The organism is Pseudomonas sp. I3-I5 (genome assembly GCF_022699445.1).
Taxonomy (GTDB): domain Bacteria; phylum Pseudomonadota; class Gammaproteobacteria; order Pseudomonadales; family Pseudomonadaceae; genus Aquipseudomonas; species Aquipseudomonas fulva.
Window position 1 is genome coordinate 3283515 of record NZ_CP093940.1, and the last position, 15613, is coordinate 3299127.

11 protein-coding genes are annotated in these 15613 nt (G+C 63.5%); 3 read left to right on the forward strand and 8 right to left on the reverse strand.

Going from position 1 to position 15613, the window contains the following annotated elements:
- Positions 1–96: 96 nt before the first annotated feature.
- The 6 genes from cmk to mtnA all read right to left on the reverse strand — a co-directional run bounded on the left by cmk (position 97) and on the right by mtnA (position 9643).
- The gene (gene cmk / locus MOP87_RS14580; RefSeq protein WP_023533778.1) at positions 97–783 is read right to left on the reverse strand and encodes a (d)CMP kinase; all 687 of its coding nucleotides are present in this window, start codon (positions 781–783) and stop codon (positions 97–99) included.
- Positions 780–2987: a bifunctional prephenate dehydrogenase/3-phosphoshikimate 1-carboxyvinyltransferase gene (locus tag MOP87_RS14585; protein WP_242810549.1), complete on the reverse strand. Its 2208-nt coding sequence runs from the start codon at positions 2985–2987 to the stop codon at positions 780–782. Before MOP87_RS14585 ends, cmk begins: the two co-directional genes overlap by 4 nt.
- Positions 2988–3097: 110 nt before the next feature.
- Entirely contained in the window at positions 3098–4192 is a 1095-nt protein-coding gene (pheA, locus tag MOP87_RS14590; protein WP_023533762.1) for a prephenate dehydratase, read from the reverse strand.
- A complete protein-coding gene (gene serC, locus MOP87_RS14595) occupies positions 4192–5277 on the reverse strand; it encodes a 3-phosphoserine/phosphohydroxythreonine transaminase (RefSeq protein WP_023533733.1) in 1086 nt (361 codons plus the stop codon). The genes pheA and serC overlap by 1 nt, the downstream gene beginning before the upstream one ends.
- A 136-nt stretch (positions 5278–5413) precedes the next feature.
- Positions 5414–8179 (reverse strand): DNA gyrase subunit A, encoded by a 2766-nt coding sequence (gyrA, locus tag MOP87_RS14600; RefSeq protein WP_027915875.1) that lies wholly within the window; start codon positions 8177–8179, stop codon positions 5414–5416.
- A 387-nt stretch (positions 8180–8566) separates the two neighbouring features.
- The gene (gene mtnA / locus MOP87_RS14605; RefSeq protein ID WP_028688041.1) at positions 8567–9643 is read right to left on the reverse strand and encodes an S-methyl-5-thioribose-1-phosphate isomerase; all 1077 of its coding nucleotides are present in this window, start codon (positions 9641–9643) and stop codon (positions 8567–8569) included.
- 360 nt (positions 9644–10003) lie between these two features.
- On the opposite strand from mtnA, the gene ubiG reads away from it, so the two are divergent.
- From ubiG to MOP87_RS14620, 3 genes are read left to right on the forward strand one after another with little or no spacing between them, the layout of a single operon-like run.
- Positions 10004–10702 (forward strand): bifunctional 2-polyprenyl-6-hydroxyphenol methylase/3-demethylubiquinol 3-O-methyltransferase UbiG, encoded by a 699-nt coding sequence (gene ubiG, locus MOP87_RS14610; protein WP_023533768.1) that lies wholly within the window; start codon positions 10004–10006, stop codon positions 10700–10702.
- Positions 10703–10704: 2 nt separating this feature from the next.
- Complete coding sequence (gene mupP, locus MOP87_RS14615) at positions 10705–11376, forward strand: N-acetylmuramic acid 6-phosphate phosphatase MupP (RefSeq protein ID WP_027915873.1); 672 nt, start codon at positions 10705–10707, stop codon at positions 11374–11376.
- Positions 11377–11402: 26 nt separating this feature from the next.
- Positions 11403–12143 carry a YciK family oxidoreductase gene (locus MOP87_RS14620; protein ID WP_242809726.1) on the forward strand — a complete coding sequence of 247 codons (741 nt, stop codon included), beginning with the start codon at positions 11403–11405 and terminating at the stop codon, positions 12141–12143.
- Positions 12144–12246: 103 nt separating this feature from the next.
- On the opposite strand, the gene MOP87_RS14625 is transcribed toward MOP87_RS14620, so the two are convergent.
- Both MOP87_RS14625 and MOP87_RS14630 read right to left on the reverse strand, forming a co-directional pair.
- The gene (locus MOP87_RS14625; RefSeq protein WP_028688044.1) at positions 12247–13032 is read right to left on the reverse strand and encodes an iron-containing redox enzyme family protein; all 786 of its coding nucleotides are present in this window, start codon (positions 13030–13032) and stop codon (positions 12247–12249) included.
- 30 nt (positions 13033–13062) lie between these two features.
- Complete coding sequence (locus tag MOP87_RS14630) at positions 13063–15519, reverse strand: EAL domain-containing protein (protein ID WP_088523382.1); 2457 nt, start codon at positions 15517–15519, stop codon at positions 13063–13065.
- Positions 15520–15613: the final 94 nt, after the last annotated feature.

Here is a 15613-nt window from a genome sequence, read left to right on the forward strand (position 1 = left end):
GACGCCCATCGCCACATTCCAGACAATGTGGGTTTCGTTTAGATAAAGGAAAGCGGGCAGGACGTTGACTGGTGCCCCTGCCTGCCTTCCTGGTTATCAGAGGAGATCGCGCAAGGCGAGCTCGCTCCTGATACGTTGCAACACCTGCTCGATGGACAACTCGGTTGAGTCCAACTGAATGGCATCGGCCGCTGGTTTGAGCGGGGCCACTGCACGTTGGGTGTCGCGCTCGTCACGCGCACGAATCTCATCCAGCAGACTCGACAGACTAACATCTTCACCCTTGCCCTTCAACTGAAGGTAACGGCGGCGGGCACGTTCCTCGGCACTGGCGGTCAGAAATACCTTCAGCGGCGCGTCCGGAAACACCACCGTGCCCATGTCACGGCCATCGGCAATCAGGCCTGGGGCCTCGCGAAAGGCGCGCTGGCGCACCAGCAGCGCATCGCGCACCGCAGGCAGCGAAGCAACCATGGAAGCACCGGCACCGACGGTCTCGGTGCGAATCACGTTGCTGACATCCTCACCCTCGAGAATGATCTGCTGCAGTTTACCGGGCTCGGCGGCAATGAATTGCACATCCAGATGGGCGGCAAGCTGAGTCAGCAACTCCTCGTTGGTCAGGTCCACGCCATGGTTGCTGGCATTGAAGGCCAGCAGACGGTACAGCGCGCCCGAATCCAGCAGCCGCCAGCCCAGCTCGCGCGCCATCAGACCGGCCACGGTCCCCTTGCCGGAACCACTGGGCCCGTCGATAGTAATGACTGGCGTCAAGGCGCTCACGACTTGCCCTCTTCGGCCACGCGGATGCCAACCTCAGCGCACAGCGACAGGAAGTTGGGGAACGAAGTGGCGACGTTGGCGCAGTCATGGATACGAATCGGCGCGCTGGCGCGCAGCGATGCGACGCTGAAGGCCATCGCGATGCGGTGGTCACCGTGCCCGTGCACCTCACCGCCGCCCAGTTGCCCACCGTCGATGATGATGCCATCGGGGGTGGGCTCACACTGGATGCCCAAAGTGAGCAGGCCATCGGCCATCACCTGGATGCGGTCGGACTCTTTCACGCGCAGTTCTTCGGCACCGCGCAGCACGGTACGCCCTTCGGCGCAGGCAGCGGCGACGAACAGCACGGGGAATTCGTCGATGGCCAGTGGCACGAGCGCCTCCGGGATCTCGATACCCTTGAGCTTGGCACCGCGCACACGCAGGTCCGCCACCGGCTCACCGCCCACCTCACGCTGGTTCTCCAGGGTGATGTCGCCGCCCATCAGGCGCAGGATGTCGATGACGCCGGTGCGGGTCGGGTTGATGCCGACATGTTCGAGCACCAGTTCCGACCCCTCGGCAATGGATGCCGCCACCAGGAAGAACGCTGCAGACGAGATATCGGCCGGCACCTCGATGCGGGTGGCGGTGAGTTTGCCGCCGGACTGCAACGAGGCGACCGGGCCATCGGACTGCACGTGGTATCCGAAACCGCGCAGCATGCGCTCAGTGTGGTCGCGCGTTGGCGCCGGCTCGGTGACGGTGGTGCGCCCCTCGGCGTACAGGCCGGCCAGCAGCAGGCAGGATTTGACCTGGGCGCTGGCCATCGGCAGCGTGTAGGTCAGGCCCTTGAGCGGCTTGCCGCCGCGAATGGTCAGCGGCGGACGGCCTTCGGGGCCGGTCTCGACCACGGCGCCCATTTCGCGCAGCGGGTTGGCCACCCGGTTCATCGGGCGCTTGGAAAGCGAGGCGTCGCCGGTCATGGTGACGTCGAACGACTGGCCGGCCAGCAGGCCCGACAGCAGGCGCATCGAGGTGCCGGAGTTACCCACGTACAGTGGACCCGGCGGCGGCTTCAGGCCGTGCAGGCCGACACCATGGATGGTCACGCGGCCCTGATGGGGGCCTTCGATGACGACGCCCATGTCGCGAAATGCCTGCAAGGTCGCCAGGGCATCTTCACCTTCGAGGAAACCCTCGACCTCGGTGGTGCCATCGGCCAGCGAGCCGAGCATGATCGAGCGATGGGAAATCGACTTGTCGCCCGGTACGCGGATTCGCCCGTTCAGGCGGCCACCGGGTTGGGCCAGGAAAATCAGATCGTTGGCGTTCATAGCGTCCACATAGGCCCGGCGGGCCAGGATTTTACTGAAATGCTCGCGGGCAAACCGAGCGCGGGTGAAAACACCCAGCAGCTGGTGCCCGTCCCCTTCAGCGATCGCGTCGCGCAAGGCGTCGAGATCACTGCGATATGTATCGAGTGTGCGCAGGACAGCGTCGCGGTTGGCGAGAAAGATGTCATGCCACATGGTCGGGTCGCTACCGGCGATTCTTGTGAAATCGCGAAAGCCTCCCGCAGCGTACCGGAAGATGTCCAGGTTTTCATTGCGCTTGGCCAGCGAATCGACCAGCCCGAAGGCCAGCAGGTGTGGCAAGTGGCTGGTCGCAGCCAGCACTTCGTCGTGGCGCTCGACGGGCATATGCTCAACGTCAGCCTCCAGCGTACGCCACAGGCGATCGACCAGGGCCAACGCAGCAGGGTCGGTTTCGGCCAGCGGCGTGAGGATGACCTTATGCCGACGGAACAGGCTGGCGTTGGACGCCTCCACCCCGCTCTGCTCGGAGCCGGCGATGGGGTGGCCAGGCACGAAGCGCGACAAGCGCTCGCCAAGGACCGAACGCGCTTCGCGCACGACGTTACCCTTGGCGCTGCCGACGTCAGTGATCACGGCCTCACCCAGATCGAGCCGGGCCAGGCGCGCCAGGACTTTCTCCATGGCCAGGATCGGCACGGCCAGCTGGATCACGTCGGCGCCAAGGCAGGCCGTGGCCAGGTCCTCTTCGCAGCGATCGACCACGCCCAGGGCAACGGCCTGCTTGCGCGAAGGCGCATCGAGGTCGACGCCGACCACTTCGCGGCACAGGCCACTTTCACGCAGGCCTTTGGCGAACGAGCCACCGATCAGACCGAGACCGACCACCACCAGGCGGTCGATGATCGGGGCGGGTTTGGTTTTTGCTGCTTTTACCACTGGTATGAACCCTGTACGAAAATCGAGGCAGTCCTTGAGGACTTACGGGGCCATGCATCGGCCCGGAAGGTTGCGCTTCAAAGCACCGCCTTCGGATAAGACCCCAGCACTTTCAGCGCCACCGCCTCCTGGCTGATCTGTTCGAGCACTGCCTTGATCAACGGATCGCGGTGATGACCGACGAAGTCGATGAAGAAGACATACGTCCACTTGCCACTGCGCGAAGGCCGGGTCTCGATGCGGGTCAGGTCGATGCCGTTCTGGTGGAACGGCACCAACAGCTCGTGCAGGGCACCGGGCTTGTTGCTCATCGAGACGATGATCGAGGTCTTGTCGTCCCCAGTGGGCGGCACTTCCTGGCTGCCAATCATCAGGAACCGCGTGGCGTTGTCCGGGCGGTCCTCGATTTTCTCGGCAAGGCGGGTCAGCCCGTACAGGTTGGCCGCCATGTCGCCGGCGATGGCCGCCGAGTTCCACTCACCCTTGACCCGCTTGGCAGCCTCGGCGTTGCTCGACACCGCTACCCGCTCGACATTGGGGTAGTGGGCATCGAGCCACTTACGGCACTGGGCCAATGACTGGGCATGGGAGTAGATGCGGCTGATACTGTCGGTCTTGGTGTTCTCGCCCACCAGCAGATGGTGGTGAATACGCAGCTCCACTTCGCCACAGATCACCATGTCGTGCTCGAGGAAGCTGTCCAGGGTGTGGCTCACTGCGCCTTCGGTGGAGTTTTCCACCGGCACCACGCCGAAGTTCACGGCCCCGGCCGCCACTTCGCGGAACACCTCGTCGATGGCCGCCATCGGGCGGCTGACTACCGCATGACCGAAATGCTTCATGGCGGCGGCCTGGGTAAAGGTGCCTTCAGGGCCCAGGTAGGCGATCTTGAGCGGCTCTTCCAATGCCAGGCACGAGGACATGATCTCGCGGAACAGCCGCGCCATCTCCTCGTTGTCCAGCGGGCCCTTGTTGCGCTCCATCACGCGCTTGAGCACGGCAGCCTCGCGCTCGGGACGATAGAACACCGGCGCCTCGCCCTCGGCCAACGACGCCGTCTTGACCTTGGCCACTTCCTGGGCGCAGCGGGCACGCTCGCTGATCAGCTCGAGAATCTTTTCGTCGAGGCTGTCGATGCGCACACGCAGCGCCTGCAGTTCATGCTCGGACATCAACCGTGCTCCTTCTCGAATTCAGCCATGTAGGCCACCAGGGCTTCGACCGCATCCAGACCCAAGGCATTGTAGATGGATGCACGCATGCCTCCGACTGACCGGTGTCCCTTGAGGTTGAGCAGGCCACGGGCGTCGGCACCGGCCAGGAAGGCCTTGTCCAGACGCTCGTCGGCCAGGCGGAACGGCACGTTCATCCACGACCGGGCATTGACGCTGATCGGGTTGCTGTAGAAGGCGCTGGCATCGATGAACCCGTACAGCAGGTCTTTCTTGGCACGGTTGCGCTGCTCCATGGCGTCCACGCCGCCCTGCTCCTTCAACCACTCGAAGACCAGGCCCGAGAGGTACCAGGCATAAGTCGCAGGCGTGTTGTACATCGAGCCATTGTCTGCCGAAACCTTGTAGTCGAGCATGGTCGGGCAGCTGCTGCGGGCATGGCCCAGCAGGTCTTCACGCACGATGACCACCACCAGCCCGCTGGGGCCGATGTTCTTCTGGGCACCTGCGTAGATCAGGCCGAACTGCGACACGTCGATGGGGCGCGAGAGAATGTCGGAGGACATGTCGACCACCAGCGGCACATCGCCGGTCTGTGGCACCCAGTCGAACTGCAGGCCACCGATGGTCTCGTTGGAGGCATAGTGCACGTAGGCTGCGTTGGCGGTCAGGTTCCATTCGTTCTGGCCAGGGATGGCCAGGTAGTCGTAGGGCTTGGCGCTGGCAGCCACGTTGACGTTGCCGAAGCGGCGCGCTTCCTCGATGGCTTTCTTCGACCAGATACCGGTCTCGATGTAGTCGGCGGTGCCGTCTTCAGGCAACAGGTTGAGCGGGATTTCAGCAAATTGCTGGCTGGCGCCGCCCTGCAGGAACAGCACCTTGTAATTGGAGGGGATGGACAGCAGGTCACGCAGGTCCTGCTCGGCCTTCTCGGCGATGGCCACGTAGTCGTCGCTGCGATGGCTCATCTCCATGACCGACAGGCCCTTGCCGTGCCAGTCCAGCATCTCGGCCTGGGCGCGCTGCAGCACGGCATCAGGAAGCGCGGCAGGGCCTGCGCAGAAGTTAAAGGCTCGTTTGCTCACATCCACTCTCGCTCTGCCAAATAGAACAACATCGTAATTCGGTGGCCCAGGCCTGCCTGGGGCCCTTGCAGGCCAAATGCCTGGCTTAATCAGTCAAACGGGGCGACCTTGGTCGCCCCGTTCGGGTTCAGCGCACTTACTCTTGCGGGGCTTCTTCGGCGCCCGCTGCATCTTGCTCGTCAGGGGCCTGGGCCTCCACGCCCTCCTCGTCAAGCTCGATGAGCGCATCGAGCTCTTCCTCGGAAGGCTCCTGGATGCGCTCAAGGCCCACCAGCGTCTCGTCGGAGGCCAGCTTGATCAGCGTCACGCCCTGGGTGTTACGGCTCAGGCTGGACACCTCGCCGACCCGGGTACGTACCAGTGTGCCCTGATCGGAAATCAGCATGATTTCCTCACCTTCCTGCACCTGGATGGCGCCGATCAGCAACCCATTGCGCCCCTTGGTACCCATGGCGATCACGCCCTGGCCGCCACGGCCGCGACGAGGGAACTTGGACAGCGGGGTACGCTTGCCATAGCCACGCTCGGACGCGGTGAGGATCTGCGCACCGGACTCCGGGATCAGCATCGAGATGATCTGCTGCCCCTTGCCCAGCTTCATGCCGCGCACGCCGCGGGCGGTACGGCCCATTTCGCGCACCACGCTTTCGGCAAAGCGGATGACTTTGCCGGCGTCGGAGAACATCATCACTTCCTTGGCACCATCGGTGATGGCCGCAGCGATCAGGGTGTCACCTTCCTTGAGCTTCAGGGCGATCAGGCCGTTGGAGCGAGGACGGGCAAACTGGACCAACGGCGTCTTCTTGACAGTGCCGGAAGCGGTGGCCATGAAGATGTAGGCGCCAGTAGGCTCTGCCGCCCACTCGGGGGTGTCGCCTTCTTCCTCGTCCACTTCCTCGACTTCGACCAGCTCGCCTTCGAGCACGGCGTCATCGGCGTCTTCGAGTTCTTCTTCAAGGTCGGCGTTCTGCTGCAAGGCCTCAAGATCGACCTGCAGCATGGCGGTGATGCGCTCACCCTCTTCCAGCGGCAGCAGGTTGACCAGCGGGCGACCACGGGCAGCGCGAGATGCCTCGGGGATTTCGTAGGTCTTTTTCCAGTACACCTTGCCCTTGCTGGAAAACAGCAGCAGGGTGGCGTGACTGTTGGCGACCAACAGGTGCTCGATGTAGTCCTCGTCCTTCACGCCGGTGGCCGACTTGCCCTTGCCGCCACGGCGCTGGGCCTGGTAGGCGGACAATGGTTGGGTCTTGGCATACCCACCATGGGAAATGGTCACCACGCGCTCTTCTTCGGGGATCATGTCGCCGTAGTTGAGGTCGTGGCTGGCATTGAGGATCTCGGTGCGGCGGGCATCGCCGTACTCGGCGCGAATCGCCTCGAGCTCTTCGCGGATCACTTCCATCAGGCGCTCGGCGCTGTTGAGAATGCGGATCAGCTCACCGATCTGCTCCAGGATTTCCTGGTACTCGGCCAGCAGCTTCTCGTGCTCCAGGCCAGTCAGGCGGTGCAGGCGCAGATCAAGGATCGCCTGGGCCTGTTCCGGCGACAGGTAGTACTTGCCGTCGCGCAGGCCGTATTGTTCAGGCAGGTCGGCCGGGCGGCACGAATCGGCACCGGCACGTTCGACCATGACCTGCACGGCACTCGATTCCCAGGCGGTGGACACCAGGGCTTCCTTGGCCTCCGACGGGGTGGGCGAGGCCTTGATCATCGCGATGACCGGGTCGATGTTGGACAGCGCAACCGCCTGGCCTTCAAGGATGTGGCCGCGCTCACGCGCCTTGCGCAGTTCGAACACGGTGCGCCGGGTGACCACTTCGCGGCGGTGGCGCACGAAGGCTTCGAGCAAGTCCTTGAGGTTGAGCAGGCGCGGACGGCCATCGACCAGGGCCACGACGTTGATGCCGAACACGCTTTGCAGCTGGGTCTGCGAGTACAGGTTGTTGAGCACCACCTCCGGCACCTCGCCGCGACGCAGCTCGATGACGATGCGCATGCCGTCCTTGTCGGACTCGTCGCGCAGCTCGGTGATGCCCTCGATCTTCTTCTCTTTGACCAGCTCGGCGATCTTCTCGATCAGGCGCGCCTTGTTCAACTGGTACGGCAGCTCGGTCACCACGATCTGCTGACGACCGCCCACCTTGTCGATGTCTTCGATCTGGGAGCGGGCCCGCATGTAGATGCGGCCACGGCCGGTGCGGTAGGCCTCGATGATGCCCTGGCGGCCGTTGATCAGGCCTGCGGTAGGGAAATCGGGACCGGGGATGTGCTGCATCAGCTCATCGATGGTGACGTCCGGGTTGTCGATCAGCGCCAGGCAGCCATCGATCACTTCGCCCAGGTTGTGCGGCGGAATGTTGGTGGCCATGCCCACGGCGATGCCGCTGGAACCGTTGACCAGCAGGTTGGGAATACGCGTCGGCATGACCGCCGGGATCTGCTCGGTGCCGTCGTAGTTGGGCACCCAGTCGACGGTTTCCTTGTGCAGGTCGGCCAGCAGCTCATGAGCCAGCTTGGCCATGCGCACTTCGGTGTATCGCATGGCCGCGGCGTTGTCGCCGTCCACCGAACCGAAGTTGCCCTGGCCGTCGACCAGCAGGTAGCGCAGCGAGAAAGGCTGGGCCATACGCACGATGGTGTCGTAGACCGCAGTGTCGCCGTGCGGGTGGTACTTACCGATCACGTCACCGACCACACGGGCGGATTTCTTGTACGGCTTGTTCCAGTCGTTGCCCAGTTCGCTCATCGCAAAGAGAACGCGGCGATGCACGGGCTTCAAGCCGTCACGCGCATCGGGCAGCGCTCGCCCGACAATCACGCTCATCGCGTAGTCGAGGTAAGACTGTCTCAGTTCGTCTTCGATATTGACCGGGAGGATTTCTTTGGCCAGTTCGCCCATGAGAAGCCTGATTCCTTTTTCTGGTGAAACTTCGCAGCGCCATCAAGGGCCGAACGAAGCTCGCCGCCGCAGTGCACTCGCCTGCGACGACTTACGACAAATCAATGAGTTGTGCCATGGATCTGCGCAATGAAGACCGCCGCACAGCGGGGTCTTGGAAACTGCCGGATATTACCACAACGGCAGGGGTAGTGGGAGATGCGGCAAGTGGCCAGCCGGGCCGCGAATTCATGCCCTGGCCGAGCGGTGCACGCCGGGGTGAACGGTAGCCGCGAGCCCCACAGGCCCGCGCTCGACAGCGCGCCGGGCAGGTGCGCCCGGGCGCGCGTGAACACCTGCTAGGTCGGCAGCGGGCTATGGCGCACGAAGGGTCTGCTGCGCCGCCCTTCAGTGAAGGCGCTTGCGGCACATCATCTGCGCCAGCTTGGCGGTATCCGGGCGTTCGATAATGCCGCGCTCGGTCACGATCACATCAATCAGGTCCGCCGGGGTCACGTCGAAGACCGGATTGAATACCTCCACCTCCGGTGCCACCCGCGTGCCGGCATAGTCGAGCAGTTCATCCGGCTCGCGCTCTTCAAGCGGGATGTCGTCCCCCGTCTCCAGGTTCAGGTCGATACTGCTGCTCGGGGCCACCACCATGAAGCGCACACCATGGTGCATGGCGCTGACCGCCAGTTGATAAGTACCGATCTTGCTGGCCACATCCCCATTGGCAGCGATGCAATCAGCGCCGACCACGACCCAGGTGATGCCCTTGGTCTTCATCAAGTGCGCCAGGGCCGAATCGGCGCACAGGGTGACCGGCAGGCCTTCGTTGGCCAGCTCCCAGGCCGTGAGCCGCGATCCCTGGAGCCACGGGCGAGTTTCCCCGGCGTACACCCGCTCCACCATGCCTTCCAGAAAGCCTGCGCGAATCACCCCCAGCGCGGTTCCGAAACCGCCGCTGGCCAAGGCGCCGGCATTGCCGTAGGTCAGCAGCGTCTGGGCATTGCCCTGGTGTCGGCGGATCAGTTCGGTGCCGTGCTGGGCCATGGTCAGGTTGGCCTCGCGATCGCTTTCGTGAATGGCCAGCGCCTCGGCTTCCAGTGCGCCCAGCACGTTCTCGTCGGGACGCAGGCGTTGCAGGCGCTCGCGCATCCGGTTCAAGGCCCAGAACAGGTTGGCTGCGGTAGGGCGCGCCTCGGCCAGGAGCATGAAATCCTCTTCGAGGTCCATCTCCCAGTCGCCACCTTCGGCCAGACGCTCCTCGGCGGCCAGTACCAGCCCATACGCGGCCACGATACCGATGGCCGATGCGCCGCGCACGGCCATGTCGCGAATGGCGGTGGCCACCTGGGCGACAGTGTCGCAGGCCAACCAGTGCTCCTGGGACGGCAGCAGGCGCTGGTCGAGCAGATGCAGAACGCCGCCCTGCCAGCGGATTCCGGTCACCTTCTCGGCCGCCAAAAGTTGCTCGCGCATCACCTCTCCCCGTCGTTCGCGTATCAAAAGCCGGCGATTATAGCGACCCGGCGCCCCGAGCGCTCGGGTATACTTCGGCCTTTTCCAGCGCAAGCTGCGCGCCGCAGACATCCGGCAGCACAAGCAAGGTTGGGCACAGCGTCGCTGGCCGAGGCGCCATCGCCGCCCGCCCTCTGGCATGGGCCTTTACGGCCACGCACAGAAAGCCGCCGCACTGCCCGACAGGCAAAAGGCCCACGGGGTGTGCACGAGCCCGGCCTGAACGCCGTGCGAACGCTTGGGCCAACGCCACCGTCTGTATGTCATGTACCTTGCAGCTTGCCACGTGAAGCTGATTCCCACGTTTCTGAGGACTGTTCAATGAGCAACGTCGACCGCGCTGAAATCGCCAAATTCGAAGCGCTGGCCCACCGCTGGTGGGACCGCGAGAGCGAGTTCAAGCCGCTGCACGATATCAACCCGCTGCGCGTCAACTGGATCGACGAGCGCGCCCATCTGGCTGGCAAGAAAGTGCTGGACGTGGGTTGCGGCGGCGGCATCCTCAGCGAAGCCATGGCCCTGCGCGGCGCCTCGGTGACCGGCATCGACATGGGCGAGGCGCCCCTGGCCGTCGCCCGCCTGCATCAACTGGAGTCGGGCGTGGAGGTCGAATACCGTCAGGTCACGGCCGAGGCCCTGGCCGAAGAAATGCCCGGTGCCTTCGACGTGGTCACCTGCCTTGAGATGCTCGAGCACGTACCTGACCCGTCATCGGTAATCCGCGCTTGCTACCGCATGGTCAAGCCAGGCGGCCAGGTGTTCTTCTCCACCATCAACCGCAACCCCAAGGCCTACCTGCTGGCCATCGTCGGCGCCGAGTACATCCTCAAGATGCTGCCGCGCGGGACCCATGACTTCAAGAAGTTCATCCGCCCTTCCGAGCTGGGTGCCTGGAGCCGCGTCGCCGGCCTTGAGGTCAAGGATATCATCGGCCTGACCTACAACCCGCTGACCAAGCACTACAAGCTCAGCAGCGACGTGGATGTCAACTACATGATCCAGACCCTGCGCGAGGAATGAGCATGCGCCTGCGAGCGGTACTCTTCGACATGGACGGCACCTTGCTGGACACGGCGCCCGATTTCATCGCCATCTGCCAGGCCATGCTCGCCGATCGAGGCCTGCCGGCCGTCGACGACGAGCTGATCCGGGGTGTGATCTCCGGTGGTGCTCGCGCCATGGTGGCCGCCACCTTCGCCATGGACCCGCAGGCCGAGGGTTTCGAAGCCCTGCGCCTGGAGTTCCTGGAGCGCTACCAGCGCGACTGCGCCGTGCATACCCGCCTGTTCGATGGCATGAGCGAGCTGCTGGAGGACATCGAGCGAGGCAAGCTGCTGTGGGGCGTGGTCACCAACAAGCCGGTGCGCTTCGCCGAGCCGATCATGCAGCGCCTGGGCCTGGCCGAGCGTTCGGCCTTGCTGATCTGCCCGGATCATGTAAAGAACAGCAAACCCGACCCGGAGCCGCTCATCCTGGCCTGCAAGACCCTGGCGCTGGACCCTGCCAGTGTGCTGTTCGTCGGTGACGACCTGCGCGATATCGAATCCGGCCGAGATGCTGGCACCCGCACCGCCGCGGTACGCTTCGGCTACATCCATCCCGAGGACAACCCCAACAACTGGGGTGCCGACGTGGTGGTGGACAGCCCGCAGGACCTGCGTAAAGTCATCGACAGCGCCCTGTGTGGTTGCTGATCACCGCTAACGCCAAAGGATCTGACATGTTCGAATACACTGCCCGCCCCGACCTGCTCAAAGGCCGGGTCATCTTGGTCACCGGTGCCGGGCGCGGCATCGGTGCTGCCGCGGCCAAAGCCTACGCCGCCCTGGGCGCCACGGTGCTGTTGCTCGGCAGGACCGAAGCGAACCTCAATGCGCTCTATGACGAGATCGAAGCGGCCGGGCATCCCCAGCCTGTGGTGATCCCGTTCAACCTGGAAACCGCCCTGGCCCATCAGTACGACGAGCTGGCGGTCATGATCGAGGAACAGTTCGGGCGCCTGGACGGGTTGCTCAACAACGCCTCGATCATCGGTCCACGCACGCCCATGGAACAGTTGTCGGGCGACAACTTCATGCGCGTCATGCACATCAACGTCAATGCCACCTTCATGCTCACCAGCACCCTGCTGCCGCTGCTCAAGCAGTCCGAAGACGCTTCGGTGGTGTTCACCAGCAGCAGTGTCGGGCGCAAGGGCCGCGCCTATTGGGGCGCCTACGGCATCTCCAAGTTCGCCACCGAAGGCATGATGCAGACCCTGGCCGACGAACTCGAAGGGGTGGCGCCGGTGCGCTCCAACAGCATCAACCCGGGCGCGACGCGTACGGCCATGCGCGCGCAGGCCTACCCGAGCGAGAACCCCCAGGACAACCCGCTGCCCGAGCAAATCATGCCGGTCTACCTCTACCTGATGGGGCCTGACAGCAAGGATGTGAACGGGCAGGCATTCAACGCCCAGTGAACGGCTCGTCTACCTGAGGCCGCCTTGCGCGTTCTCGGCCGTTTCGCAGCCCATCGCCGGCGTATCGGCGATGGGCTGAGCCTGCGTCACGACAGGCGCGCAATCACCCCGCCGCCAACGCCGGGCTCGCCCGCTCGTGCTGGGTGGCTTCAAGTTGCATGCACCGCTCCAGGAACAGGTACATGCAGTCATAGCTCTTGCAGATCGCCCGGCGCAATTCGGTGCGCAAGGCCGTGCTCGGGTTCTCGCCTACCAGCGTACAGATGATCTCCAGCGCCTCCCACGGGTGGGTGTCGTCATACTGCGCGTGCATCTTGAGCCACTTCATGGCCCGCTTGCGCTGCTCTTCCGGGAAGCCCATCGCGTAGGTGTCGGTGGAACACACCACCGCCGACCACTCCCCGGTGGCTCCTTCGATGGCATAGTTGGTGGCGGCCATGGCAATGGCCAGGTTTTCCGTGGCACACACACGCCAGCACCAATCGTTGAGGCCATTGAGCTCAGGCGGCACATCCTGAGCCTGCAGGTCGTGCAGGTGAATGCCGTGGGCGTGGGCCCAGTTCACCCAGTAATCGGCATGGTTAAGCTCCACGCGGATATTGCGCATCAACCAGCGCCGCGCCATGTCCTCGCCTGGGTGCCGGCCATAACGGGTCTTGGTGAGGTTATGGGCCATGTACAACGAGAACTGCTCGACCACCGGCCAGCCGCCGATCAGGTACTGGCGAATGGTCGCTTGCTTCAATTTGCCGTCACGCAGACGTCGATACACCTCATGGTCAACCACTCGCTGCTTGCTCTCATGGCAATCGGCAAGCAGTTGCTGGGCCCATTTGGGGTAACTGGCCGGGTCCATCAATGGCCCGATACGAACGAATGCATCAATCACTGTCTACTCCTTGTTCCTTGTGATTTCCAGCTAACGAAAGGTGCCAGGCGCCCGCTGCAACAGAGGCCGGGCGGCAATCCGTTGGCGATGCAGACTGTCACATGTGAATACCTGGGGCCGCTCGATCAGATAGCCCTGGGCGTAATCGACACCAATTTCCTGTAGCGCTTGTTCGATCATGGGTGTTTCCACGAATTCTGCAATGGTGCGCTTGCCCATGACATGGCCAATATGGTTGATGACCTCCACCATGGCCCGATTGACCGGATCGTCCAGCATGTCCTTGACGAAGCTGCCGTCGATCTTGAGGAAGTCGACGGGCAGATGCTTGAGGTAGGCGAACGATGACATGCCTGCACAGAAATCATCCAGTGAAAAACGACAACCCAGGCCTTTTAGCTCGTTGATGAAGCGAATGGCGCTGCCCAGGTTGGCAATGGCGCTGGTTTCGGTGATTTCGAAGCAGATCATGCGCGGAGGAATGGCATATTCGGCGAACAGGCGCTGCAGGTATTCGAGGAACTTGTCATCGCCGATGCTGGCACCGGACAGGTTGATGGCGCAGGTCGACAGCGGCCCCTGGTGGCCTGCATCCAGGCATTGGCGGATGATGATGAAGACGTTGCGCACTACCCAGCGATCGAGCGCGGTAATCAGCCCGTAGCGTTCGGCAGCCGGGATGAAGCTGTTGGGGAGTATGGTGCGCCCGCTTTCATCGTGTAGGCGCAACAGGATTTCGATGTGGCCGGGCCCCTCGAAAGCCTTCAACGGCGCGATCTCCTGGGCGTACAGGCAGAACCGGTTCTCTTCCAAGGCCACGTGCAAGCGCTGAATCCAGGCCATCTCGCCAAACCGAATGGACAGCTCGCTGTCATCGGCGTGGTACACCTGAACCCGGTTGCGCCCCTTTTCCTTGGCCATGTAGCAGGCCATGTCAGCAGCCCGCAGTGATGCCTCGAGGGTGCCGGGGGCCTGAGCGATATGCACCAGCCCGATGCTGACCGTGGTCACGAACGGCCGGCCTTTCCACACGAAGTGCAGGCTCTGGACGGTCTGGCGTAACTGCTCGGCAATCCGCTCGGCCTGCTCGGACGGGCAATTCTCCAGCAACACGCCAAACTCATCGCCCCCCAGCCGCGCCAGCGTGTCACCTTCTCGCAGGCCCGATTGCAGCACGGCGCAAATGTGCCGAAGCAGCTCATCCCCGGCGGCATGCCCGCACGTATCATTGACCAGCTTGAACTGATCCAGGTCCAGGAACATCAGTGAATGCCGCCCAGGCTGGCGCGCCAGCGCATTGAGCGCCTGCTCCAGCCGGTATTCGAACTCGCGACGGTTGGCCAGGCCTGTCAGCGCATCGTGCGTGGCCTGCCAGGAGAGGTTGGCGATGTACTGGCGCTCCTGGGTCATGTCGTGCAGCACCAGCACGATGCCATTGACCTGTCCGTCATTGACAATGGACGAGCCCACCAGGTTGATCGACACCGTGCTGCCGTCCAGGCGCTGAATCAGCCGGGCATGTTCGGCGCCCCCTTTCAAACTGCCACTGAGCACCTGCTCCACCAGGCTGCGGCCCTCGTCCACGTCGTGCTCATCCACCAGGGTGAACAGGGCCGACAAAGGCAGGCCCAGGGCCTGGGCGGCCTTCCAGTGGGTCAGCTGCTCGGCCGCCGGGTTCATGTAGCCGATCAAGCCCTCCACATCCGTGGTGATTACCGCATCACCGATAGCCTGCAAAGTGATCTGCGCACGCTCCTTTTCTTCCTGCAGCGCGTTGGCAAACGCCTGGCGCTGGGCCAGCAGTTTGCTGGAGCGCCGCCAGGCGATGGTGATCAGGATCATCGCAGTCAGCAGGTTGGTGATCAGCAGCACCCGCAGCAGGACGCGCGACCCCTCGCCCAGGGCATCGCTGAACGCCTTGGCAGCCGGCGTCACCCCCTCGTTGATGGTGGCAATGCGACTTTTCCAGGCACGAATCACCTGCTCATCGACCGGCCCGCTGGCGAAGCGCTGGTGCATCTCGCCTGCCAGCACGTTCAGCTTGGCCAGGTAATCGTCGCCGATGTCCCAGTAATTGATGGCTGTCTGCAGGTAGCTGACAGTACGAAAGTGGCGGTAGAACCAGATGATGCGTTCCACGTCGTCGGGGTGGTTGCCACCTTGCAGGACGGCCTGGCGCACCGCCTCCAGGTCCAGATTCGACTGATCCATGAGCTTGCGCGCGCGGTGATCGCCCTGGGGCACCACGATGGCCTGCTGGTAGCGGCCATAGGTGGCTTCGTCGCGCGTGGTGGCGTACAGATTGAGGTAGTAGATGGCGTCTTTTTGCGCCTTTGACCACAAGCTTTCGCCCGCCACGTAGGCACGCACGGCAGAAAGCGTGTAGAGGCTGAGACTGCCAAGGGCGACCTGGAAAACCACCACGGCGATGAATGGCCAGGTGAGCCCGAGGAGCTTGGGCGCTTCTTGAGTGCGATGTCCCTTCATGGAGTCCCTGTCACAGAGCAGATAAGGCGCGAATCAACCCAGACAAAGCACAGCGTAGGCCATCTGCCATTAACGCGATGAAAATTTAGGGGCC